Origin of the sequence: Streptomyces katrae (genome assembly GCF_000717655.1) — a bacterium.
GTDB lineage: Bacteria > Actinomycetota > Actinomycetes > Streptomycetales > Streptomycetaceae > Streptomyces > Streptomyces katrae_B.
In genome coordinates this window covers 1-21,498 of sequence record NZ_JNZY01000019.1, presented here as the reverse complement: position 1 = coordinate 21,498, position 21,498 = coordinate 1, and the positions used below count along the sequence as shown (strand labels likewise).

Annotated in this window: 21 protein-coding genes; 13 read left to right on the top strand and 8 right to left on the bottom strand. The window is 72.8% G+C overall.

Annotated elements, in window-relative coordinates:
• Window positions 1-143 precede the first annotated feature (143 nt).
• The 4 genes from IF09_RS0122805 (at window position 144) to IF09_RS0122790 (ending at window position 4,256) form a co-directional block, all read left to right on the top strand.
• Window positions 144-1,331 (top strand): amidohydrolase family protein, encoded by a 1,188-nt coding sequence (locus IF09_RS0122805; protein ID WP_030298569.1) that lies wholly within the window; start codon window positions 144-146, stop codon window positions 1,329-1,331.
• Window positions 1,331-2,494 carry an acyl-CoA dehydrogenase gene (locus IF09_RS0122800; RefSeq protein ID WP_030298567.1) on the top strand — a complete coding sequence of 388 codons (1,164 nt, stop codon included), beginning with the start codon at window positions 1,331-1,333 and terminating at the stop codon, window positions 2,492-2,494. The genes IF09_RS0122805 and IF09_RS0122800 overlap by 1 nt, the downstream gene beginning before the upstream one ends.
• 5 nt (window positions 2,495-2,499) lie before the next feature.
• A complete protein-coding gene (locus IF09_RS0122795) occupies window positions 2,500-3,462 on the top strand; it encodes an acyl-CoA dehydrogenase family protein (RefSeq protein ID WP_030298565.1) in 963 nt (320 codons plus the stop codon).
• A 323-nt stretch (window positions 3,463-3,785) separates the two neighbouring features.
• Window positions 3,786-4,256 carry an ATP-binding protein gene (locus tag IF09_RS0122790; protein ID WP_030298563.1) on the top strand — a complete coding sequence of 157 codons (471 nt, stop codon included), beginning with the start codon at window positions 3,786-3,788 and terminating at the stop codon, window positions 4,254-4,256.
• Window positions 4,257-4,424: 168 nt separating this feature from the next.
• On the opposite strand, the gene IF09_RS0122785 is transcribed toward IF09_RS0122790, so the two are convergent.
• The gene (locus IF09_RS0122785) at window positions 4,425-5,087 is read right to left on the bottom strand and encodes a response regulator (protein ID WP_030298562.1); all 663 of its coding nucleotides are present in this window, start codon (window positions 5,085-5,087) and stop codon (window positions 4,425-4,427) included.
• Entirely contained in the window at window positions 5,084-6,301 is a 1,218-nt protein-coding gene (locus tag IF09_RS0122780; RefSeq protein ID WP_051832745.1) for a sensor histidine kinase, read from the bottom strand. The genes IF09_RS0122785 and IF09_RS0122780 overlap by 4 nt, the downstream gene beginning before the upstream one ends.
• A gap of 148 nt (window positions 6,302-6,449) precedes the next feature.
• On the opposite strand from IF09_RS0122780, the gene IF09_RS0122775 reads away from it, so the two are divergent.
• Window positions 6,450-7,034, top strand: a complete 585-nt coding sequence (locus IF09_RS0122775; protein WP_158710019.1) for a hypothetical protein — start codon at window positions 6,450-6,452, stop codon at window positions 7,032-7,034.
• A gap of 168 nt (window positions 7,035-7,202) precedes the next feature.
• On the opposite strand, the gene IF09_RS0122770 is transcribed toward IF09_RS0122775, so the two are convergent.
• Window positions 7,203-8,129, bottom strand: a complete 927-nt coding sequence (locus tag IF09_RS0122770) for a cyclase family protein (protein WP_030298557.1) — start codon at window positions 8,127-8,129, stop codon at window positions 7,203-7,205.
• A 117-nt stretch (window positions 8,130-8,246) separates the two neighbouring features.
• On the opposite strand from IF09_RS0122770, the gene IF09_RS0122765 reads away from it, so the two are divergent.
• The 4 genes from IF09_RS0122765 to IF09_RS41855 all read left to right on the top strand — a co-directional run bounded on the left by IF09_RS0122765 (window position 8,247) and on the right by IF09_RS41855 (window position 11,876).
• Window positions 8,247-9,167, top strand: coding sequence for an SDR family NAD(P)-dependent oxidoreductase (locus tag IF09_RS0122765; protein ID WP_030298555.1), 921 nt, complete (start codon window positions 8,247-8,249; stop codon window positions 9,165-9,167).
• 15 nt (window positions 9,168-9,182) lie between these two features.
• On the top strand, window positions 9,183-10,385 hold the full coding sequence (locus tag IF09_RS0122760; RefSeq protein WP_030298553.1) for an acyl-CoA dehydrogenase family protein: 1,203 nt from the start codon (window positions 9,183-9,185) through the stop codon (window positions 10,383-10,385).
• Window positions 10,382-11,449 (top strand): Zn-dependent alcohol dehydrogenase, encoded by a 1,068-nt coding sequence (locus tag IF09_RS0122755; protein ID WP_030298551.1) that lies wholly within the window; start codon window positions 10,382-10,384, stop codon window positions 11,447-11,449. Before IF09_RS0122760 ends, IF09_RS0122755 begins: the two co-directional genes overlap by 4 nt.
• A 100-nt stretch (window positions 11,450-11,549) precedes the next feature.
• Window positions 11,550-11,876 (top strand): hypothetical protein, encoded by a 327-nt coding sequence (locus IF09_RS41855; protein ID WP_158710018.1) that lies wholly within the window; start codon window positions 11,550-11,552, stop codon window positions 11,874-11,876.
• 9 nt (window positions 11,877-11,885) lie between these two features.
• On the opposite strand, the gene IF09_RS0122745 is transcribed toward IF09_RS41855, so the two are convergent.
• On the bottom strand, window positions 11,886-12,512 hold the full coding sequence (locus IF09_RS0122745; protein WP_030298547.1) for a flavin reductase family protein: 627 nt from the start codon (window positions 12,510-12,512) through the stop codon (window positions 11,886-11,888).
• Window positions 12,513-12,650: 138 nt separating this feature from the next.
• On the opposite strand from IF09_RS0122745, the gene IF09_RS0122740 reads away from it, so the two are divergent.
• Window positions 12,651-13,583 (top strand): hypothetical protein, encoded by a 933-nt coding sequence (locus IF09_RS0122740; protein ID WP_030298545.1) that lies wholly within the window; start codon window positions 12,651-12,653, stop codon window positions 13,581-13,583.
• A 133-nt stretch (window positions 13,584-13,716) separates the two neighbouring features.
• Window positions 13,717-14,508, top strand: a complete 792-nt coding sequence (locus IF09_RS0122735) for a VOC family protein (RefSeq protein ID WP_030298539.1) — start codon at window positions 13,717-13,719, stop codon at window positions 14,506-14,508.
• Window positions 14,509-14,522: 14 nt separating this feature from the next.
• On the opposite strand, the gene IF09_RS0122730 is transcribed toward IF09_RS0122735, so the two are convergent.
• The 3 genes from IF09_RS0122730 to IF09_RS0122720 all read right to left on the bottom strand — a co-directional run bounded on the left by IF09_RS0122730 (window position 14,523) and on the right by IF09_RS0122720 (window position 19,296).
• The gene (locus tag IF09_RS0122730; protein WP_030298537.1) at window positions 14,523-15,326 is read right to left on the bottom strand and encodes an enoyl-CoA hydratase/isomerase family protein; all 804 of its coding nucleotides are present in this window, start codon (window positions 15,324-15,326) and stop codon (window positions 14,523-14,525) included.
• A 259-nt stretch (window positions 15,327-15,585) separates the two neighbouring features.
• Window positions 15,586-17,820, bottom strand: a complete 2,235-nt coding sequence (locus IF09_RS0122725; protein WP_030298535.1) for an acetate--CoA ligase family protein — start codon at window positions 17,818-17,820, stop codon at window positions 15,586-15,588.
• A gap of 237 nt (window positions 17,821-18,057) precedes the next feature.
• Window positions 18,058-19,296, bottom strand: coding sequence for a flavin-containing monooxygenase (locus tag IF09_RS0122720; protein WP_051832743.1), 1,239 nt, complete (start codon window positions 19,294-19,296; stop codon window positions 18,058-18,060).
• Between the two features lie 170 nt (window positions 19,297-19,466).
• Between IF09_RS0122720 and IF09_RS0122715 the strand changes: the two genes are divergently transcribed.
• Both IF09_RS0122715 and IF09_RS0122710 read left to right on the top strand, forming a co-directional pair.
• Window positions 19,467-19,919 carry a DoxX family membrane protein gene (locus IF09_RS0122715; protein WP_030298531.1) on the top strand — a complete coding sequence of 151 codons (453 nt, stop codon included), beginning with the start codon at window positions 19,467-19,469 and terminating at the stop codon, window positions 19,917-19,919.
• Complete coding sequence (locus tag IF09_RS0122710; RefSeq protein ID WP_030298529.1) at window positions 19,916-20,332, top strand: Zn-ribbon domain-containing OB-fold protein; 417 nt, start codon at window positions 19,916-19,918, stop codon at window positions 20,330-20,332. Before IF09_RS0122715 ends, IF09_RS0122710 begins: the two co-directional genes overlap by 4 nt.
• Window positions 20,333-20,540: 208 nt before the next feature.
• Here IF09_RS0122710 and IF09_RS0122705 read toward each other — a convergent pair whose 3' ends face one another.
• On the bottom strand, window positions 20,541-21,236 hold the full coding sequence (locus tag IF09_RS0122705) for a pyridoxine/pyridoxamine 5'-phosphate oxidase (RefSeq protein ID WP_234321113.1): 696 nt from the start codon (window positions 21,234-21,236) through the stop codon (window positions 20,541-20,543).
• Window positions 21,237-21,498: the final 262 nt, after the last annotated feature.

Genomic DNA, 21,498 nt, shown 5'->3' with positions numbered 1-21,498 from the left:
TTCGTCAGATCACGCGGAGAGCGTAGGGCTCGGCCGCTTGTCGGTCCAGGGGTGGCGGAGCTAGCTTGTTTCTGACGATCCATCAGATTCGCGGATCCGCAGATTCACTCAGGCACTCATCCGGCTTGCGGCGAGGGGACACCATGGAACTGCCTCGGATCATCAGCGTCGACGACCACGTCATCGAACCCGCGCACCTCTTCGACGTCTGGCTGCCGGCCAAGTACCGCGACCGCGGGCCCAAGGCGCTCACCGCGGGCATCGGCGAGCTCGAGTACACGGGCGGCAAGTACGTGATCTCCATGGACCCCGACGGCCCGCCGACCGACTGGTGGATCTACGAGGACCTGAAGTTCCCGTACAAGCGCAACATCGCCGCCGTCGGCTTCGACCGCGACGACATGACCCTGGAGGGGATCACGAGGGAGGAGATGCGGCGGGGGTGCTGGGATCCGAAGGCGCGCCTCGCCGACATGGACCTCAACCACGTCGAGGCGTCCCTGTGCTTCCCGACCTTCCCGCGCTTCTGCGGGCAGACCTTCGCGGAGGCCCACGACAAGGAGGTCGCCCTCGCCTGCGTGCGCGCCTACAACGACTGGATGGTCGAGGAGTGGTGCGGCGACAGCGGCGGCCGGCTGATCCCGCTGTGCATCATCCCGCTCTGGGACATCGACCTCGCCGTCGCCGAGATCCGCCGCAACGCCGCCCGCGGGGTGCGCGCCGTGACGTTCTCGGAGATCCCCACCTACCTCGGGCTCCCCTCCATCCACTCCGGCTACTGGGACCCCTTCTTCGCCGTCTGCCAGGAGACCGGCACCGTCGTCAACATGCACATCGGGTCCAGCTCCCAGATGCCGGCCGCCTCCCCCGACGCGCCGCCCGCCGTCCAGGCCTCGCTCAGCTTCAACAACGCCATGGCCTCGATGATGGACTTCCTGTTCAGCGGGGTGCTGGTGAAGTTCCCGACGCTGAAGCTGGCGTACAGCGAGGGCCAGATGGGCTGGATCCCGTACGCCCTCGAGCGCGCCGACGACGTGTGGCAGGAACACCGCGCCTGGGGCGGGGTCCGCGACCTGGTCCCCGAGCCGCCGTCCACGTACTACTACCGGCAGATGTTCTGCTGCTTCTTCCGCGACAAGCACGGCATCGCCTCGCTCGACGTCGTCGGCCGCGACAACGCCACCTTCGAGACCGACTACCCGCACGTGGACTCGACCTTCCCGCACACCAAGGAGGTCGCCCTCGACCACGTCAAGGGGCTGGACGACGAGACGGTCCACAAGCTGATGCGCGGCAACGCCATCCGGATGCTCGGGCTGGACCTCGTCTGATGGATTTGACGTACACCGAGGAGGAACAGGACTTCCGCGCCCGGCTGCGCGTGTGGCTCGGCAAAACGCTGCCCGAGCTGCCCGCGAAGCCGTCGCCCGACGACTGGCCCGGCCGCCGCGCGTACGACGCGGGCTGGCAGCGCAGGCTGTACGACGCCGGGTACGCCGGGCTGCACTGGCCGGCCGACGCGGGCGGGCGCGGGGCCACCCCGACCCAGCACCTGATCTTCCTGGAGGAGACCGAGCGCGCCGGCGCCCCGTACGTCGGCGCCAACTTCGTCGGCCTCCTGCACGCCGGCCCGACCATCGCCGCCGAGGGCACCGCCGCGCAGCGGGCGCGCTGGCTGCCGCCCGTACTGCGCGGGGACGAGGTGTGGTGCCAGGGGTTCAGCGAGCCCGGCGCGGGCTCCGACCTGGCCTCGCTGCGCACGCGCGCCGTGCGCGACGGCGACGACTACGTGATCACCGGCTCGAAGATCTGGACCTCGCACGCGGAGGTCGCCGACTGGTGCGAACTGCTCGTACGCACCGACCCCATCAGCGAGGCCGTCCCGAAACACCGCGGGATCTCCTGGCTCGCCATGCCCATGGACGCCCCCGGGGTGACGGTCCGGCCCCTGCGCACCCTCGCGGGGTCCACGGAGTTCGCGGAGATGTTCCTCGACGAGGTCCGGGTGCCCGTCGCGAACCGGGTCGGGGCGGAGAACGACGGCTGGCGCGTCACCATGGTCACCCTCTCCTTCGAGCGGGGGACGGCCTTCGTCGGCGAGGTCGTGGCCTGCCGCCGCACTCTGGGCGAGCTCGCGCGCACGGCGAAGGCGAACGGCCGGTGGGACGATCCGGTGCTGCGGCGCCGGCTCGGGCGGCTGTACGGGGAGTTCGGCGCCCTGTGGCGGCTCACCCAGTGGAACGTCAGCGAGTCCGAGAGGACCGGCGGGGTCCCCGGCACCGGCGGCTCCGTCTTCAAGCTCGCCTACTCGCACGCGCGGCAGGAGCTGTACGACACCGCCGCCGAGGTGCTCGGCGCGGACTCCCTCGCGCTGGACGAGGAATGGGTGCTCGACCGGCTCTCCTCCCTCTCGTACACCATCGCGGCGGGCACCTCGCAGATCCAGCAGAACATCGTCGCCGAGCGGATCCTCGGCCTCCCGAAGGGCCGGTGAGGGCCGTGGACTTCCGCTTGACCGAGGAGCAGCAGGACCTGCGGGCCGGCGTACGGGACCTGCTGGCGGGCCGGTACGGCCGCGAGGCGCTGCGGGCCTCGGTGGACTCGGGCGGAGCCCTGGACCGGGGGCTGTGGCGGGAGCTCGGCGAGGCCGGGTTCTTCGCGCTGCGGCTCCCGGAGTCGGACGGCGGGGTCGGGCTCGGGCTGCCGGAGGCGGTCCTCGTCTTCGAGGAGGCCGGGCGGGCGCTGCTGCCGGGGCCGCTGGTGGCCACGCACCTGGCGGCCGGGACGGTCCCGGGGGCGGCGGCGGGGACCGCGGTGGTCACCGCGTTCGACCTGGGAGACCTGGGCGTGCCGGGCGTGCCGGGCGTGCCGGAGGGCCCGGACGGCCCGGACGGCAGGGGTGGGCCGCTGGTGGCCCACCTCGCGGACGCGGACGCGGTGCTCGGTGTGCCGTTGCTCCCTTCGGGCGAGCCGGTGCGCTCGGCGGACCCCCTCACCCCGCTGCACCGGGTGGCGGCGCCGGGCGGGGCGGTGGCGACGTACCGCGACGAGGGCGCGCTGCTGACGGCCGCCCTCCAGACGGGCAGCGCGCTGCGGACGGTGGAGCTGGCGGTGCGGTACGCGCAGGAGCGCGAGCAGTTCGGGCAGCCGATCGGGGCGTTCCAGGCGGTCAAGCACCTGTGCGCGCAGATGCTGGTGCGGGGCGAGGTGGCCCGTACGGCGGTCTACGCGGCGGCGGTGACCGCGGACCCGGCGGAGGTGGCCGGGGCCAAGCTGCTGGCCGACGAGGCCGCCGTACGCAATGCCAGGGACTGCCTGCAGGTGTACGGCGGGATGGGCTTCACATGGGAGGCCGACGTCCATCTGCACCTCAAGCGCGCCTGGGTGCGGGCCCGGCAGTGGCGGACGGCGGGGGAGGCCGAGGAAGCCCTCGCGGCGGAGCTGCTGACCGCCGCGAGGTAGCTCGCTGTCACGGAACGGGGCACGGTCGGGACGGAGCGGGACGCATGTCCGATTACAGAGAGTTGATATCGGTTTGTGTCCTAGGCCCGCCTCATTGCGGCCCGGAGTCGGGGGCCTGCTCCGGTACGCTCCCGGGAATGCGAGCGGTTGAGCGGCGCGAGCGTCGCACAGTATGCACCACGCCTACTCCTTCGCGCTGGAATATGCCCGAAGCGCTTGTTGTGGTGACTGTATGTCAACCATGCTGCTCCGCATGGGGATCACACTCGGTGATCCCATCCTGTCGCGAGGCGAAGTGTCCGCCGGTTCGGATGGTGTGAGCGGTGCAGGTGCTTCAGGTTCAGCTGGAGGTAGGACCGGATCCCGCCGAGGTCGGCCGGGCCCGCCGCTGGGCGAGGTCCCGGCTGGCCGGGTCGGGCATAGGAGAGGACGAACCGCTCGCCGAGACGCTGATCCTGCTGATCTCCGAGCTGGTCACCAACGCCGTCGTGCACACGGGCTGTCCGGCCGTCCTGCGGATGCTGTTCGGGGAGCCGGGGGTGCGCGTCGAGGTGGCCGACGCCAGCTCCCGCGGCCCGGCCCGGCGGCAGGCCGCCGGGGACGACACGGGTGGGCGCGGGCTGGAGCTGGTGGACGGGCTGGCCGACCGCTGGGGCTGGCAGCGCGAGGGCGCGGGCAAGCGGATCTGGTGCGAGATCGACCGCGCCGACAAGCCCGCGGACCGCGCACCCGAGCGGGGTGAAGGCTCGAACAGAGTATGCGGGTCGCCGCGGGAACCGCGCGTGTACCTCTAACGAGGTGTTGACGGTTCGTCAACTGTTGATCACCCTTGTACTGAGCGATTCGTCGCGAGGGGACGCCAAGGGCAGACCTTGACGAGTGCGGGTCGTGGGGTGGCGGCTGCCGTGCCGCGCTCGGGGCGTGCACGACCGCGCGCCGCCACCCGCTGGACCGCGCCGCCTTCACTGGGGCGGCGTGACCAGCCCCATCTCGTACGCCTTGATCACCAGTTGCACCCGGTCCCGGGCGTCGAGCTTCGTCAGCAGCCGTGCCACGTGCGATTTCGTCGTCGCCACCGTGATGAACAGGTCCTGCGCGATCTCGCTGTTCGACCGGCCCCGCCCCACCAGGGTCAGCACCTCCTGCTCCCGGCCGGTGATCGCCGGAGCGCGGACGGGGGCCGGCGCCGGGCCCGCGACGAAGTCGGCTATCAGGCGGCGCGTCACGCCCGGCGCGATGAGGGCGTCGCCGGCGGCGACCACGCGCACCGCCGCGAGGATGTCGTCCAGGGCCATGTCCTTCACGGCGAAACCGCTCGCGCCGGCGCGCAGCGCCCCGTACACGTGGTCGTCCTCGTCGAAGGTGGTCAGGATCAGCACGCGGGCGGCGCCCGGGCCGGCCGTGAGCCGGCGGGTGGCCTCGATGCCGTCCATCTCCGGCATCCGGATGTCCATCACCACGACGTCGGGGGCGAGCTCGGCGGCCAGCCGGACCGCCTCGGCGCCGTTCCGGGCCTCGCCCACGACCTCGAGGTCCGGGGTGTCGGCCATCAGGACGCGCAGTCCCGACCGCACCAGCGGCTGGTCGTCGGCGAGCAGGACGCGGACGCTGCTGCTGGCGCTCATCGCTTCTCCTCCCGTTCCCGTACCACGGGCTCTTCCGGCCGTTCCGGCTGATCCGGCTGTTCGAGGGGCAGGGCCGCCGCCACCCGGAAGCCGCCGGCGGCCCGCGGCCCGGCCCGGAAACGGCCGTTCAGCAGGGCGGCGCGCTCCCGCATGCCGGTGATGCCGAATCCGGCGCCGGCCGGTCCGGCCTCCGGGACGCCCCGCCCGTCGTCGGTGATCTCCACGGCGAGTTCCTCCCGCCCGTACGTGATGCCCACGCGGCAGCCGTCGGCGTGCGCGTGCCGGACCACGTTGGTCAGCGCCTCCTGCACGATGCGGAACGCTGCCAGCTCGATGTCGGCCGGCAGCGGCCGCCGCTCCCCGGTCCACACCACGTCCACGCGTACGCCCGTATCGCTCGCGGTGGCCGCGGCCAGCCGTTCGATGCCGTCCAGGCCTGGTGCGGGTGCCGCCGGCACCGGATCACTGCGGCGCAGGGCGACGAGCGTACGGCGCAGGGCCGCGAGGGTCTCGCGGCTGGTTCCCTCGATGACCTGCAGCGCCTCGCGGGCCTGCGCGGGCTGCGTCTCGATGACCCGGCTGCCGACCCCGGCCTGGATGGCGATCACGCCGATGCTGTGGGCGACCATGTCGTGCAGCTCTCGGGCGATGCGCAGCCGCTCGTCGGTGAGGGCCTGCTCGGTGGCCCGCGCCTGCGCCTGCGCGGCGGCCTCACGGCCGCGCCGTACGGAGTCCCCCATCAGCCAGGCGAGGATAACGATCGGCAGCTGGCTCTGGGCGAGGACGCGGGCGGAGCCGGTCACGGGCAGGGCGAACTGGGCGGTGAGCAGCAGCAGGACGGTGATGCTCGCGGCCGGCAGGGTCACCCGGCGCGACCGGGTGGCCGCGACCACGCCGAGCGCCACCGCGGCGGGCACCACCAGGGCGATCGTGAGTCCGGGGGCGCGGGCGAGGAAGAGCATCAGGTAGGTGCCGAGGAGCATCAGGCCGAGGGTGGTGAGCGGCGCCCGCCGCACCAGGAGGACGCCGGTCAGCACACCGGTGATCGCGAGCAGCGGTCCCACTTCGAAGATCCGGTCCCCGATGCCGAGGGGTACGCGGAACGCGAGGTTCGAGAGCGCGAGGGTGCCCAGCCCGGCTCCCGTCCAGAGGGCGGCGGTCTGCCACCGGAACGCGGGCCGGCCCCCGCCCGTATGCCCTGATGAGGTGTCCATGCCGTGACCCTAACGACCGTACGCGGCCCCGGCATCGGCCTGCGGGATGCATCCCGCAGGGGGGTGTCGGACCCGGTGGTAACGAGGCATTCCGCTTCGAGGACAATTGGGGACGCACCGATGTTACTCAGCAGTAGGAGCGAAGCGCGTGAACCAGGACAGGCGTCGCCAGGCCGAGGAATTTCTGCAGCCTGACGAGCAGTTGATCGCCGTATGTGCCTGTGAGCCGGGGCCGGGCGTGCCGAGTCCTCCAGAGGACCTGCTCGCGCCGCCGGAGCCGGCGGCGCTCGGCCGGCGGATCGAGGAGAAGCTCCCGCGCTCCCTCCAGCAGCTCTTCAAGGCCCGCACGCACGACCCCCGCCGGGACGAGGCCGACCGGATCCCCGACCCGGCGGACGGCAAGGGGATGGAGGGCGGCTGGCAGAGCACTGCCGGCCGCTTCCTGATCAGCCGCGCCAACGCGCGCGGCGCGGCGACGGACGTCCTCGTGGTGACGGACCGGCGCTGGTTCGCCCTGACGGACGTCTCGCCGCTGTGGCAGTCGACGCCCGAGATGAAGCAGTACTGGGAGGTCCCGCGATCGGCGATCACCGTCGTCCGCGCGAACGCGACGGGTCTGCTCCAGAAGGGCCGCATGAACATCGAGTTCTCCGACCTCTCCTGGGTCGCCGTCGAAGCGGTGACCCCCGCCGAGGCCCCCGCCTTCGCCTCCGCCGCAGCCCGCTACCGCTGACGGAGAAAAGCCCGAGGCCCGCACCCGTCGGTGGGTGCGGGCCTCTGCGTCCACCCGCTGGAGGCCCGATGCGGCCGGGGCGAGGCGCCGAGCAGCTGAACACGGGGTCTTGCGGCCAGGCGGGGACCGGCCCCTTACGGCTCGCTGACGTGAGGCCGGGCGGCGGACTCAGAGGACGGCCACCGGGGCGACCGGGGTGCCGACGCCTCCGACGAAGGGCTCCGGCATGGCCGAGAGCAGGAAGCCGTACCGGTTCTCTTCTGCACAGGCTGTGGACAACTTTTCGAGGTTCCAGTTCTGGCCCTGGTGCATGCCCATCTCGACCAGGTCCAGCGCGTGCACCGGCAGCCACAGGTTGTCGATCTCCGGCGGGAAGATCTCGAAGGTCAGGGTGTCATTGGCGACGGCCGCCACGTCCCGCGCGTGGAACCACTCCGGTGTACGGACGGACAGGCCCGGCGACGGGAAACCGTAGCCGTGCTTGTCGCCCGCCAGGTAGACCTGGATCTGGCCGGTGCGGACCAGGACGACGTCGCCCGCCCGGACCGTGACCCCGCCGAACTCCTCCGCCTCCGCCAGGTCCTCGGGCGTCACCGCGTGGCCCCCGGGCAGCCGGTCCAGGCCCTTCGCGCGGGCCACGTCGAGCAGGACGCCCCGCGAGACGATGTGCCCGGCCTTGTCGATGCCGCTGAACTCGGCCCGCCCGTGCGCCGTCACCGTCCCGGCCGGGCGGCCGTTGTAGATCTTCCCGGAGTGCGAGACGTGCGTGAGCGCGTCCCAGTGGGTGCCCGCCTGGAGTCCCATGGTCACGGCGTCGTCGCTGCACGCCACCGTGCCCGGCCCGAACAGCTCCTGGTTGATCTGCACCATGGTGTGCAGCGGGTTGATCCGGCCGGGGATCAGGCCGGCCTGGACCCCGTCCTCCTTGAGCGGGAGCGCGAGCGGGATCCGGCGGCCCGAGCGGACCTCGGCCGCGGCCGCCCGCACGACCTCGTCGGTGATCAGGTTCAGGGTGCCGATCTCGTCGCCGGCGCCCCAGCGGCCCCAGTTGTTGACGCGTTTGGCGATGTCGTGGAACTCGGGGGGCATGCCCATGGATCTCATCAGCTCCCTGTTGGCGGACGGATGCGAGACGGACTGGGGCTTGTGTTCTCGTGTCTGACTGCCCATAGAATCTAACGGACCGTCAGAAAACGCGGGAAGGGGTCGGGCGTGGGGAACTTCTTGGCAGGCAAGGTCGTGGCCGTCACCGGCGCGGGCCGGGGCATCGGGCGGGCCGTGGCACTCGCCGCGGCCGCCGAGGGCGCCAAGGTCGTCGTCAACGACTACGGGGTGGGCATCGAGGGCGGGGAGCCGACGAGCGAGATCGCCGACGGCGTGGTGAAGGAGATCCAGGCCGCCGGCGGCGAGGCCGTCGCCGTCGCCGACGACATCTCCACCATGGCGGGCGGCCAGCGCATCGTCGACACCGCCCTCGCCCGGTTCGGCCGGATCGACGGCGTCGTGTGCGTCGCCGGCATCCTGCGCGAGCGGATGCTGTTCAACATGTCCGAGGAGGAGTGGGACCCGGTCGTCGCCACCCACCTCAAGGGAACCTTCACCGTGTTCCGCGCCGCCTCCGCCGTCATGCGCCGCCAGGGCTCCGGCACCCTCATCGGCTTCACCAGCGGCAACCACCAGGGCTCCGTCGCCCAGGCCAACTACAGCGCCGCCAAGGGCGGGATCATCTCCCTCGTCCGCTCCGCCGCGCTCGGGCTGGCCAAGTACGGGGTCACCGCCAACGCCGTCGCACCCGTCGCCCGCACCCGCATGTCGGCGAACGTCCCCATGGAGCTCAAGGAGATCGGCGAGCCCGAGGACGTCGCGGCGCTCGTCACCTACCTGCTCTCCGACAAGGCCGTCGCCACCGGCGGCGAGAAGATCACCGGGCAGGTCTACACGATCGCCGGCCCGAAGATCGCCGTCTGGGCGCAGCCGCGCGAGCTACGCGCCGGGTACGCCGAGGGCTCCTGGACACCGCAGAAGATCGCCGACTTCCTGCCCGGGACGGTGGGCACCGACCCGATGCCGATGCTCGCGCAGCTCGAGGCCATGGCCAAGGCGGCGGCCGCCAAGGACCGCCCCAACGCGTAGGGGAGCCCCGACGACATGGACTTCAGCTTCGGGGCCGAGGACGAGGAACTGCGCACCCGCGCCCGGGCCTGGCTCACCGAGCACCTCGTGGGCCCGTACGCGGATGCCCTCGGCCTCGGCGGGCCCGGCAGCGAGCACGAGGGGGTCGACGCCCGGCGCGCGTGGGAGCGCGAACTCGGCCGCGGCGGCTGGATCGGCCAGGGCTGGGAGGCCGAGGGGTACGGCAACCGGCGGCTCTCCCTGACCGGCCAGGTCGTCTGGGCCGAGGAGTACGCGGCGCTGCGCGCCCCCGGCCGGGTCGGCCACATCGGGGAGAACCTCCTCGCACCGACCCTGATCGCGTACGGGTCGCCGGAGCAGCGGGACCGTTTCCTGCCCGGCATCGCGCGCGGCGAGGAGCTGTGGTGCCAGGGGTACAGCGAGCCGGGCGCCGGATCGGACCTCGCGGGGATCCGCACGGCGGCGGTACGCGAACACCGTCCTGGAACCGACGGCCCGTTCCGCGTCACCGGGCAGAAGATCTGGACCTCCCTGGCCCGGGACGCCGACTGGTGCTTCGTGCTGGCCCGGACCGAGCCCGGCTCGCGGCGCCACCACGGGCTGTCCTTCCTGCTCGTACGGATGGACCAGCCGGGGCGGGTCGACGTCCGGCCGATCCGCCAGATGTCGGGGACGAGCGAGTTCAACGAGGTGTTCTTCGACGGCGCGGTGGCGGCGGAGGTCGTCGGCGGGGAGGGCAACGGCTGGACCGTGGCCATGGGCCTGCTCGCCCTGGAACGCGGCGTCTCCACGCTGGTCCAGCAGATCGGGTTCGCGGCGGAACTGGAGCGGGTGCTGGGGGCGTACGTGGCGGCGGGCACGGGGGACCCCGTACTGCGCGAGCGCCTCGTACAGCAGTGGGCCGAGCTGCGCACGATGCGCTGGAACGCCCTGCGGACGCTGGGCGCCACCGACGATCCGGGCGCGCCGAGCGTGGCCAAGCTGCTGTGGGGCGGCTGGCACCGGCGGCTCGGCGAGCTGGCCGTGGCGGTCCGCGGAGCCGCGGCCTCCGCCGGGCCGGCGGCGTGGGCGCCCGGCATCCCGTACGAACGCGGACTCGACGAGGAGCAGCGCCTGTTCCTGTTCACCCGTGCCGACACGATCTACGGCGGCTCGGACGAGATCCAGCGGAACATCATCGCCGAGCGTGTGCTCGGCCTGCCTAAGGAGCCCAGGTGAGAGGCGTCGTGTTCGACGGCAAGCAGGCCCAGGTGGTCGAGGACCTCGAGATCCGCGACCCGGGGCCGGGGGAGGTGCTGGTCGCGATCGCAGCGGCCGGGCTGTGCCACAGCGACCTGTCGGTGATCGACGGGACGATACCGTTCCCGCCGCCGGTGGTGCTGGGGCACGAGGGCGCGGGGGTGGTGGAGGCCGTCGGGGCCGGAGTGACGCATGTGGCGCCGGGCGATCACGTTTCCCTGTCGACCCTGGCGAACTGCGGGGCCTGCGCGGACTGCGACCGGGGACGGCCGACGATGTGCCGCAAGGCGATCGGGATGCCGGGCCAGCCGTTCTCGCGGGGCGGGAAGCCGCTGTTCCAGTTCGCCTCCAATTCGGCGTTCGCCGAGCGGACGATCGTCAAGGCCGTCCAGGCGGTGGAGATCCCGGCCGACATCCCGCTGACCTCGGCGGCGCTCATCGGCTGCGGTGTCCTGACCGGCGTGGGGGCCGTACTGAACCGGGCCCGGGTCGACCACGGCGAATCGGTGGTCGTCATCGGCACGGGCGGCATCGGGCTCAACGTGCTGCAGGGCGCCCGGATCGCGGGCGCGACCACCATCGTGGCGGTGGACGCGAACCCGGCGAAGGAGGCGGTGGCCCGGCAGTTCGGGGCCACGCACTTCATCGATGCCTCGGCCGTCCCCGACTCCTCTGCGGCGGTCCGCGAGATCCTCCCGACGGGCGCCGACCACGCCTTCGAGTGCGTGGGCAACGTCAAGCTGATCCGCCAGGCCATCGACCTGCTGGACCGGCAGGGACGGGCGGTCCTGCTCGGTGTCCCCGGCTTCAAGGAGGAGGCCTCGTTCCAGGTCTCGTCCATGTACCTGGACAAGACCATCATGGGCTGCCGCTACGGCTCCTCCCGCCCGCAGCGGGACATCGCCCTGTACGCCGAGCTCTACCGGCAGGGGAAGCTGTTGCTCGACGAACTCGTCACGGAGACCTACCCGATCGAGGACTTCGCGAAGGCCGTGGACGATGCCCGGCACGGGCGGGTGGCGCGCGGCGTGCTCACGTTCTGAGACGGGGCCGCTGATCTCGGTTCTCGGCCGCCCGTGGCACCAACGCGCCTCGTTCTGGGACGAGTTGTCCTACCCTCTGGACGTGCGATGGAGGGGCGTGTTGAACGAGCTGGCGCAATCGGCTTCCGCGGCCATCATCGGTTCCATCGCCACGGATGCGGGGCCGCGCCTGCGGGACGGGGTCGTCACGGTGTGGAGGCGTGTGCATCCCGAGCGGGCGGATGCGGTCGGCGCCGACCTCGATGCCTGCCGGGACGATCTGCTCGCTGCCCGCGCCGGAAGCGACGAGTTGTCCGAAGCCGAGCTGCGCGCGGAGTGGCAGGAGCGCGTGCGCCGCCTGCTCGTCGGGAATCCGGAGATCGCGGGGGCGCTCAATCTAGCTCCGGGGCTCCGGGGCTCCGGGGCTCCTGACCTCCGGGGCTCCTGAGCTCCGGGGCTACTCGGCGGCGAGGCGGCCGAAGCGGCCCTTGTGGAAGAGGAGCGGGCCGTCCTCGCCGGCGGCGCCCATGGCTTCGACCCGCCCGACCACGATCAGGTGGTCCCCGCCGGTGTGGACGGCGTGGATGCGGCAGTCGATCCAGGCGGGCACGGACTCGAGCTGCGGTGACCCGGTCACCGGGGCGGGCGTGTGGGCGATCCCCGCGAACTTGTCGGCGCCGCTGACGGCGAAGGCCCGGCACAGCTCGCCCTGCTCGGCGCCCAGGATGTTGACGCAGAACACCCCGGCGCGGGCGATCCGCGGCCAGGTGGTCGACGTACGGGCCACCATGAACGTCACCAGGGGCGGGTCCAGGGACAGCGACGCGAAGGACTGGCAGGCGAAACCGGCCGGCCCGTCCTCACCGTCCGCCGGCGGCGCGGTGATGACGGTGACCCCGCTCGCGAAGTTCCCCAGTACGGCCCGGAACTCGGCGGGGCTGACGGGCGCGCGCTCGTCGTCGCCGACGGCCCGCAGATCGGGGCGCGGCAGCGCATCGATGTGGCCGGCATCCGGGTCCTGTTCCGACGGGGCGGAGGTGGGGGAGCCGACTGACCTGAGGTATCGGACGACGGTGGCCGCCATCCCTGCGTGTCCCATCACGTCAACGATTGAAGCTGACGGTCCGTCAGATGGGAAGGGGTGTGGGCGGGTGACTCGGAAATCGGAAAGGTGTATCGTCCCCATCGATTGAACGTGTTCAATTACTGGGGGGTGGGGGTCATGGTGATGCCAGAGGAGCCCGGGCCGGCGCCGGATCCGGCCGAACGGGGCGGCAGATGGTCGCGCCTCGCGACCGGGGCGGAACTGCCCTCCATCGCGCAACCCGTCGTCGCGGGAGCGGCCTTCATCGCCACCACCGGCATGCGCGATGACCACGGGGTCACCTTCGGAGCCGGTCTCGCCGCCGTGGTTCCCCAGCTGATCCTCCTGGTGGTCCTGGCCGCATACCTGCACTGGCTGCTGTTCACCGTCCCGGCGATGGCCCTGGCCCGGCTCCTGGGCGGCCCGCGATGGGAGGCGGCGCGGGGGGCGCTCTGCGCGGTGGCCGGCGCCGCAGCGCTCACCGCCGCCCACGCCTGGTGGGTCACCTCCCTCTGGGACGTCCCGTTCATCCGGGCGGCGGCCTGGATCGCGGGCGCCGGGGTGCTCCCGGTGACGGCAGCCTGGTACGCGCGGCACCGGTGGCTGGGGTGGGGCGGCATGCTGGCCCGGGTCGGCGCCCTCACCGGGATCGCCCTGCTCGTCACCGCGCTCGGCGGCTTCCTCCAGGCGCGGACAGGCTTCCACGCGTACGAGCCGCCGCGGCTGGAGCGGAGCCAGTACGTCGGGGAGTGGGTCGGCGCCGGCGGTGCGTACCGGCTGAGCCTGCGTGAGAACGGCGAGGCGGAGGCCGGCAATCTGCCGCCGGCGAAGAGGAACTCCGGTCCGTGGGACGCGTGCTCGGGGACCGGGAGCTGGAACTTCGAGCCGAAGAGCGAGTCCGGCGGCATCTTCCACCGGGGGCCGCGGGACCGCGTCTCGCTCTCGATCGCGGGCTGCAGCTTCGGCGACTGGCAGGTGGCGGGCACGGCGGACCGGCCCGAGCTGTTCTACGTGGTCCGCGATCCGGACGGCCCGGGCGGCCCGGACGTGACCACCCTGCACCGCGTGTAGTGCGGGCCCGCCGTTCGCCCGTACGGGTGAATCCACTGCCCTGCCGGGACCCGTACGGCGGACAGCCCCGCGGGAGGTCGGCATCGTGGCCCCCGGCCCGATCCCGATCCACCCGTTCCCCAGGAGGACTCCCATGCTCGGCACCGACTTCCGTATCGGATCGCCCGTCTGGCTCGACCTCGGCAGCCCCGACACCGACGGCGCCGCCGCCTTCTACGGCTCGGTCTTCGGCTGGTCCTTCACCGCCCTGGGTCCCGAGGCCGGCGGGTACGGGTTCTTCCAGGTGGACGGCAAGACGGTCGCCGCGCTCGGGCCGCTCACCGAGGACGGGGCGAAGTCCGCCTGGATGGTGCACTTCATGAGCCCGGACGTGCAGGCCACCGTCAAGGCCGTCCAGTCCGGCGGAGGGAAGATCCGGATGGAGCCCATGGACGTCATGGGCGAGGGCTGGCTCGCGCAGGCCACCGACCCGCAGGGCGCCGAGTTCGCCATCTGGCAGCCCGGGAAGACCGGCGGGCTGGGGAAGGTCTCCGAGGAGAACACCCTGATCTGGGCGGAGCTGCACGTACCCGACCCCGCCGCGGCCCTCACCTTCTACGACGGGGTCTTCGGCTGGCGCAGCCAGGACATGGAGGCACCCGGGATGACCTACCGCGTGCTGAGCCTCAAGGACGGCGACCAGCAGCAGACCTCGTTCGGCGGCATCGCGCCGATGGACGAGGGCGCGGGCGGCGGCGTGGAGAAGCCGCGTTGGGTGCCGTACTTCAACGTCGCGGACGTCGACGCCACCGCCTCGGCGGCGAGCGGGAACGGCGGGTCGGTGCTCATGCCCGCGGCGGACGTGCCCGACGTCGGCCGGATCGCGTGGGTGGCGGACCCGTACGGCGCGGTGTTCGCCCTGCTGAAGCCGAACCCGCAGATGTGAGATGCCGTTGACGGCTACCGCCCGACGTACTTGGGGGAGCGGCGCTCCACGAAGCTCGCGACGCCCTCGTTGGCGTCGGCGGTGGTCATGTTGATCTCCTGAGCGGTGGCCTCGGCGGCCAGTGCGGCTGCCCGGTCACCGTCCAGGGAGGCGTTGACCAGCTGCTTCGTCAGCGCGAGGGCGCGGGTCGGGCCCTGCGCGAGGCGCTCCGCCCACTCGCGGGCGGTGGCCTCCAACTCCTCCGCCGGGACCACCCGGTTGACCAGGCCGAGCCGCTCGGCCTCGGCCGCCGGGACGGCGTCGCCGAAGAACATCAGCTCCTTGGCCTTCTGCGGGCCGACCAGACGCGGGAGCAGGTACGCGCCGCCGCCGTCGGGGACCAGACCGCGGCGGACGAACACCTCGATGAAACGGGCCGATTCGGCGGCGATGACGAGGTCGCAGGCCAGGGCGAGGTGGGCGCCGATGCCGGCGGCCGTGCCGTTGACGGCGGCGAGGACCGGCTTCTCGCAGTCGAGCACGGCGGTGATCAGGCGCTGCGCGCCGAGCCGGATCATGCGGGCGACGTCGCCGGCGACCCTTTCGCCTGCTGCGGCGGGGGATCCCCGTAGGTCGGCGCCCGCGCAGAAGCCCTTGCCGGTGGCGGTGAGGACGACGGCTCGGAGGGTGGGGTCGGCGGATGCCTCGGCGAGCAGGGCGATGACGCGTTCGCGTTGCTCCCAGGTGACGGCGTTCATGGCCTCGGGACGGTTGAGGGTGATCCACGAGACGCCGCTCTCGATGCGGTGGAGGACTTCGTCCTCGGCGATGCCGGTCATGTGATGAACTCCCGTTCGGAGATTGCTGGTTGATCCGGGCCCGCCGGTGCAGGTCGCCGCTGGGCGCAACCGTCTCCCCGGCCCCGCCCCTTTCCGAAACCGGGGGCCTGCCCCCGGGACCCCGCGTCCGGGCGCGGCGCCGTTGCGGGGCGCTCCTCCCGCACCCCCGCGCCTCAAACGCCGACGGGTGCCCGGGGGCTTGCCCCCGTTCGGGAAGGGGCGGGGCGGGGAGGGGCTCCGCGCAGCGGGCCAGGTGATGTCAGCGGCAGATGGCCAGCGCGTCCAGGGCCACCGCACCTTGGCCCCGCGGGAGGACCATCAGCGGGTTGATGTCCAGCTCCGACAGGACACCGCCCAGCTCCAGCGCCATCCGCTGGACCCGGAGGACGACCTCCACCAGCGCGTCCACGTCCGCCGGCGGCGCTCCCCGCACGCCCTCCAGCAGCGCATGCCCGCGCAGCTCGGTCAGCATCGCCCGCGCCTGGTCCTCCCCGAACGGGGGGACCCGTACCGCCGCGTCGTGGAGGACCTCCACCAGGACTCCGCCCAGCCCCACCGTCACCGTCGGGCCGAACAGGTCGTCCTGCGTGACGCCGACGACCATCTCGACCCCCCGATCCACCATCTGGCAGACCAGGATGCCGTCGAGCGGGACGTCCTCGTAGCGGGCGATGTCCGTCAGCTCCCGGTAGGCGTCGCGGATCTGGCTCGCCGAGGTCAGGCCGATCTTCACCAGGCCCAGCTCCGTCTTGTGCCCGAGCTGCGGCCCCGAGGCCTTCATCACCACCGGGTAGCCGACCAGGCCGGCCGCCCGTACCGCAGCCGCCGCGCTGGTCACGAGCTGCTCGCGGGGGACCCGTATTCCGTAGGCCCGCAGCAGCTGCTTCGCCGCGTGCTCGCTGAGCTGCTGGCCCGGCCGCATGAGCGCCTGCGCCTTGCGGTACGAGGGGGACGGGGTCCGCGGAGCGTCCTCGAAGGGGGAGCGGTAGGCGGCCGTGAACCGGTAGTGGCCGAGGTAGGCGCGGACGGCGGTGATGCAGTTGCCGAACGTACGGAACGTGGCCACGCGCGAGGAGCCGAGCAGGGTGGTGCGGTAGGCCTCCTCGGTGCCGACCGGGGAGCCCCAGATCACGCAGATCAGCTTGTCGCTCTGCTCGGCCGCGTCCACCAGGTCCTGCGCGAGCTTGTCGCTCATGGGCGGGAAGGGCCCGGTGATCGGGCAGATCAGCACACCGACGGCCGGATCGGCGAGGATCGCGTCGATGATCTTCCGGCCGCGCCAGTCGCCGACCGGGTGGCCGCCGTTGTCGACGGGGTTGGCGACGTTCAGGTACTCCGGGATCCATTGGTGGAGCTCGTCCTGCTTGGCCCGGGAGAGGGTGGGGAGGCTGAGCCCGGCCTCGGTCGCCAGATCGGAGAAGTGGGCTCCGGTGCCGCCGGAGATGGAGTACACGACGACCCCGTCGGCCAGCGGTTTACGGGCCCTCGCGAGCAGGGCGGCGGTGTCCTGGAGCTCGTCCAGCCCGTCGACGCGGATGACGCCGAACTGCCGCATCGCGGCGTCCACGACGGTGTCGGCGCCGGTCAGCTTCCCGGTGTGGGAGGCGGCCATCCGGGCGCCGGTCTCGGTGCGGCCGACCTTGACGGCGACGACGGGGACGCCGTTGCGGGCGGCCCGGTCGGCGGCCAGCAGGAAGGACCGGCCGTCCTTGAGGCCCTCCACGTAGCAGGCGATGGCGCCGACCTCGGGCTGCTCGGCGAAGTAGGAGATGAAGTCGGAGGTCTCGAGGTCGGCCTCGTTGCCCGTGGGAGCCCAGTGCGAGAGCCGGATGCCCAGCTCCTGGAGGGTGTAGACGGGCCGGCCCTGGTGGCCGGACTGGGTGATCAGCGCGATCGCCGGGCCGTCGAGGTCGTCGCGGAACTTCTCGAAGGCGTTGAGGTTGGTGTTGGGGCCGAGGAGACGCAGGCCCGAGCGCCGGACCGCGGCGGCGAGCCGGGCCTGGGCGGCGGCCCCCGCGTCGCCGGTCTCGGCGAAGCCGGAGGCGAAGGCGACGGCGAACTTCACCTTGGCCTCGGCCAGTTCCTCGATCACCGGCAGCGGATCGCCGACGAGGAGGACGGCGAGGTCCACCTGCTCGGGCAGGTCGGCCACCGAGGCGTGACAGGGCAGGCCGAAGACGGTGGGGCGGGCGGGGTGCACGGGGTGGATCCGGGCGCCGACGCGCTCCGCCCAGGCGATGAGCTGGCGGGTGATGCCGGTGTTCGGTCTGCCCTCGGCGTCGGAGGCGCCGATGACGGCCACGGACTCGGGCCGGAAGAACCGGTCCAGGTCGGGGACATCGGCGTGCAGGGGCCGTCCGCTGACGTCCACCGCGACCGTGTCCGCGGCGGACGGCGCCGCCGTGGAGTGGACGGCCGTCCTGGGGGACTCCCCGCAGGCCTCGACACGTGCGCGGAAGTCGGTGGTGAGGGTGCCGTGAGTAGATCCAAGCATCGTTCCGCCCGCTCCTGCTCGATGAACTCAATAACTGACGCGTAGTCAGATTACTGAACTGACGTGCCGTCAGGAACAGTGCTGCGTAGGAAAGCTGGTGGAGGTGATGTGTGGAACGGTCCCAGATCCCGCCGGGACGGGTCCAGGACCGGATTCGGCCTGTTCTGCGGGAGACCGGAAAGGGGCGGCTTCGGCGGCCCGGTGGCCCGGCGGGCCGACGGCCCGCCGGACCGGCGCCTACGCGAGCGGGTCGACCGGGCGGAGGCCCGTGTCCGGGAGGGGCTCGGCCGGCGGGAGGCCGGTTCGGGGCCCGAGCCGGCGGGACAGGGCCTTGGCGATCTTCTCGGCGTCCAGGGCCATCTCGCGGAACATCCCGCTGATGGGGTTGGTGAAGCCGGTGAAGTACAGGCCGGGGGCCTGTGCGGGTGTACGGGTGCCGTGGGTACGGGGCCTGCCGCGCCCGTCGAGTACGTCCAGGTGTCCGACCAGGCCCTCCAGGCCGCGCCGGTATCCCGTGGCCGCGACCACCGCGTCCGGGGTGATCCGCGATCCGTCCGCGAGCACCACCTCGGCGCCCTCGAACGAGGCGACGGCGGCGACCGGTTCGACCCGGCCCGTGCGCACGGCATCGATCAGGCCGACGTCCTGGACCGGGATCGCGCCCTCCTTGACCCTGCTGTACAGGCCGGTGCCGGGGCGGGGGAGGCCGTACGCCGTCAGGTCGGGGACGGACGCCTTGGCGACGAGCGCGCCGAGCCGGTCCACGAGCCGTACGGGCAGCCGCCGCACCAGGATCCCGGTGCGCTGTGCGGGCCAGCCCGCGGTGGAACGGCGCACGATGTGAGGGGCGGTACGCACGGCGAGCCGCACCCGCGCGGCCCCGCCCTCGGCCAGGTCGGCGGCTATCTCGGCGCCGGTGTTGCCGGTGCCGACGACGAGCACGTCGCGGCCCTCGTACGGCATGGCGTTGCGGTACTCGGCGGCGTGCAGCAGCTGCCCGGCGTACGCGTCGCGGCCCGGCCAGTCGGGCAGCGCGGGCGTGTGGTTGAACCCGGTGGCGACGACGACGGCCCGGGCGTCGAGCACCCGCCCGCCGGTGGCGTGCAGGAGCCAGCCGTCCCCGCCGGGTGCGGGGTCGATCCGGGTCACCTCGACGCCGGTGACGAGCTCCAGCTCGTGGAACTCGGCGTACTTCTCGAGGTACCGCACCACGTCGTCGCGCGAGACCCACCGGCCGAACCGGCGCGGCATGGCCAGCCCGGGGAGGGCGGAGAGCCGCCGGGTGGTGTGCAGGTGGAGGCGGTCGTAGTGGTTCCGCCAGGAGGTGCCGACCTCGTCGGACTTCTCGACGACCACCGCACGGACCCCGCGGGCGCGCAGCGCGGCGGCCGCGGCGAGGCCTCCGGGGCCGGCGCCGATCACGTACACCGGGCGGGGCTGGGTGGTCAAGTCGGGGGGTGTGGGGACTCCGGGCATGAGGAGTGAGCGTATCGACACACAGCGTTGATGGGTCGCGGACAGGGAGGGAATCGATTGCGGATCGATCACGGCCGGCTTCCGGGCCCCGGCGGGACCCTTGCGGGATCGCTGCGGATCCGCTGAACTGACGTACCGTCAGATCAAGGGCATCAAGGGAGGAGGGCCCGATGCAGACCGTCTGGCTCAGTGGGGCCGAATGGCTCGCCGTGCTCCGGATAGGCCTCGGCCTGTGGTGGCTGGAGAGCTGGCGGCACAAGGACAAGAAGGGCTGGTTCGAACGCGGCACCGGCATCGCCTGGGCCGCCGACGTCGCCGGCAAGCACCGCTGGCCGTTCGTGAAGGGCGGCTTCGAGAAGGTCGTCCAGCCCCGCCCCCGGCTGATGGCGTACATCGTCGTCTACGCGGAACTCGCCCTGGGCCTCGGCCTGGTCCTCGGCTTCCTGACCCCGATCGCCCTGGTCGGCGGCCTGCTCCTGAACCTGCTCTACCTCGTCCTGATGATCCACGACTGGGCCGAGCAGGGCCAGAACGCGATGATGGCCCTCATCTCGCTCGTCGCGCTCTTCACGATGGCCTGGCAGACGTGGTCCCTGGACGCGGCGACGGGACTCTTCCCGTGAGCACCCGCTACGACCTCCCCGAGACCGACGAGTTCACCCGCCCCTACTGGGTCGCGGCCGCCGAGGGCCGGCTCCTGCTGCGCCGCTGCGCGGACTGCGGGCGGGCCCACCACTACCCGCGGGAGTTCTGCCCCTTCTGCTGGGCCGCCGAGGACCGGGTGGCCTGGGAACCGGCGAGCGGCCGCGCCACCCTCTACACCTGGTCGGTGATCCACCGGAACGACCTCCCGCCGTTCGGCACGCGCGTCCCGTACGCGGCGGCCGTGGTCGACCTGGCCGAGGGCCCGCGGATGATGACCGAGGTGGTGGACTGCGCCCCGGGGGAGCTGCGCATCGGGATGCCGCTCCAGGTGACGTTCCGCGAGGCGGCGGAGGGCGTCCACGTGGCGGTGTTCCGCCCCGGGGACTCCTGACGGACCGTGCGACACCTTCCGGATGACCGGACGGGGGGCCGGGCGACACACCGGTTTGGCCGCCGGGTGCGGGTGCGGGTGCGGGTGCGGATATCGCAATCAACGAGTTCCCGGACGCGACGAAGTAGGTCGCCGTGAGGGAAGACACCGCCTTGGGCCTACGGCTCCCAAGGGGGCCGAGGCGGATCCCCGTCGTGCCGCCCGACGGCTAGGGCCAGAGCAGCTCGCGGGACCAGCCGGTGCCGTCGTCGTCGCGGCGGTAGCGCAGCCGGACGTGGCGGCGGGCCGCGTCACCCTGGAAGAACTCCACCTCAGCGGCGTCCAGCACGTACCGGGTCCAGGTCGGGGCCGGGGCGTCCGGCTCGGCGCCGGCCCGCTCCCACGCGGCCGCCGAGGCCTCCGCCAGCTCCTGCACCGAGCCCAGCACCTCGCTCTGCCGGCCCGTCAGCGCCGCCGCGAGCGCACCCCGCGACCGGACCGCCAGATCCGCCCGGCTCTCTTCCGCCCCGCAGGCGGTGACCCGGCCGCGGATCCGGATCTGCCGGGCCACGGCAGGCCAGTAGAACCCCAGCGCGGCGTCCGGCTGGCCGGCCAGCTGCCGGCCCTTGGCGCTGGTGGCGTGCGAGGCGAAGTGCCAGCCGTGCCCGTCGGCGTCGTGGAGCATCAGGGTGCGTACGTCGGGCCGCCCGTCGGCGTCCACCGTCGCGAGGCTCATCGTGTGCGGCTCCGGCTGCCCCGCCCGGGCGGCGTGCAGGAACCACTCCCGGAACAGCGCCAACGGCTCGGCGGGCGCGGCCCCGGGGTCGAATCCGGGCAGTGGGCCGTCCCACACGGGCAGGGAGTGCAGGGTGGCGTGGAACGCCTCGATGTCATCCATCTCGGAGCTGCTGATCTCGCGGGTCATGCCGCTCATCGAACCATGTGACCCGGCTTCGGCATTCGCCGGATCGCGAGCCCCTGCCGTTCCTGTGCTGTGCTGCCTTCGACGACGCGAAGCCGGCCCGCACGCGCATGCTTCCGTCGGGGCGGTCGGGGCGGTTGGGGCGGTTGGACCGTCGGGGCAGTTGGGCTCCACCGGGCGGGAGCGGCAGCGGAAAGGCCGGCCGGGGGGGGGGGCTCCACCGGGCGGGAGCGGCAGCGGAAAGGCCGGCCGGGGGGGGCTCCAC

Excerpts from the sequence above, each read along its gene's own strand:
- IF09_RS0122745 (WP_030298547.1), bottom strand. The coding sequence starts at position 12,512 with ATGGCGGCCACCGTCGTCCGATACCTCAGGTCAGTCGGCTCCCCCACC.
- IF09_RS0122760 (WP_030298553.1), top strand. The coding sequence starts at position 9,183 with ATGGACTTCAGCTTCGGGGCCGAGGACGAGGAACTGCGCACCCGCGCC.
- IF09_RS0122720 (WP_051832743.1), bottom strand. The coding sequence starts at position 19,296 with ATGCCCGGAGTCCCCACACCCCCCGACTTGACCACCCAGCCCCGCCCG.
- IF09_RS0122805 (WP_030298569.1), top strand. The coding sequence starts at position 144 with ATGGAACTGCCTCGGATCATCAGCGTCGACGACCACGTCATCGAACCC.
- IF09_RS0122730 (WP_030298537.1), bottom strand. The coding sequence starts at position 15,326 with ATGACCGGCATCGCCGAGGACGAAGTCCTCCACCGCATCGAGAGCGGC.
- IF09_RS0122780 (WP_051832745.1), bottom strand. The coding sequence starts at position 6,301 with ATGGACACCTCATCAGGGCATACGGGCGGGGGCCGGCCCGCGTTCCGG.
- IF09_RS0122800 (WP_030298567.1), top strand. The coding sequence starts at position 1,331 with ATGGATTTGACGTACACCGAGGAGGAACAGGACTTCCGCGCCCGGCTG.
- IF09_RS0122770 (WP_030298557.1), bottom strand. The coding sequence starts at position 8,129 with ATGGGCATGCCCCCCGAGTTCCACGACATCGCCAAACGCGTCAACAAC.
- IF09_RS0122715 (WP_030298531.1), top strand. The coding sequence starts at position 19,467 with ATGCAGACCGTCTGGCTCAGTGGGGCCGAATGGCTCGCCGTGCTCCGG.
- IF09_RS0122705 (WP_234321113.1), bottom strand. The coding sequence starts at position 21,236 with ATGACCCGCGAGATCAGCAGCTCCGAGATGGATGACATCGAGGCGTTC.
- IF09_RS0122740 (WP_030298545.1), top strand. The coding sequence starts at position 12,651 with ATGGTGATGCCAGAGGAGCCCGGGCCGGCGCCGGATCCGGCCGAACGG.
- IF09_RS0122725 (WP_030298535.1), bottom strand. The coding sequence starts at position 17,820 with ATGCTTGGATCTACTCACGGCACCCTCACCACCGACTTCCGCGCACGT.
- IF09_RS0122735 (WP_030298539.1), top strand. The coding sequence starts at position 13,717 with ATGCTCGGCACCGACTTCCGTATCGGATCGCCCGTCTGGCTCGACCTC.
- IF09_RS0122785 (WP_030298562.1), bottom strand. The coding sequence starts at position 5,087 with ATGAGCGCCAGCAGCAGCGTCCGCGTCCTGCTCGCCGACGACCAGCCG.